At 73.5% G+C, this 521-nt stretch carries 1 pseudogene; it reads right to left on the minus strand.

The window, feature by feature from the left end:
• A pseudogene (locus tag ON26_RS00005) lies at window positions 1-521 on the minus strand (serine/threonine protein phosphatase); the annotation flags it as partial.

Here is a 521-nt window from a genome sequence, read left to right on the forward strand (position 1 = left end):
GGAGCGCCGGGCACCGGTTCGCCCGCGGGTGCGCCCGGTTGCGGCTGAGCAGGCGCCGGCGTGGGAGCGGGGGTAGGGGTGGCGGGCGCGGCGCGTTCGGTGCGGCACGGCGGCAGCAGTTCCTGCTGGGCCAGCACGCTGATCTGTTCCCGCGCCTTGTCCAGCGAGCCGGGGGGCAGACCCGCCTCGACCTTGTCCCGGCCGGTCTGGGCGAGATCATCGACGCGCAGCTTGCGACATTCGGCGGGCAGCGGCTCACCGGGGGCGAGCGTGGTCAGCTTGCCGTCGGGGGCGACGCAGCCCACCGTGTGGACCTCGTGGATCGAGTACCCGAAGATCGAGCCGGGCAGGCCGCGCAGGATCACCACCTGGCCGTCGTCCGCGCCGACGTAGTAGTTGTTGCGGATCATCTTGTAGCCCACCAGCAGACCCACGGTCACCGCGGCGATCAGGCCGACGGCCAGCAGCACCCAGCGCAGCTTGTGCGACTTGGCGGGCGGCGGCGGCTCGGCCGGGGTCGC

Source organism: Nocardia higoensis NBRC 100133 (assembly GCF_000308595.1).
Classification (GTDB): domain Bacteria; phylum Actinomycetota; class Actinomycetes; order Mycobacteriales; family Mycobacteriaceae; genus Nocardia; species Nocardia higoensis.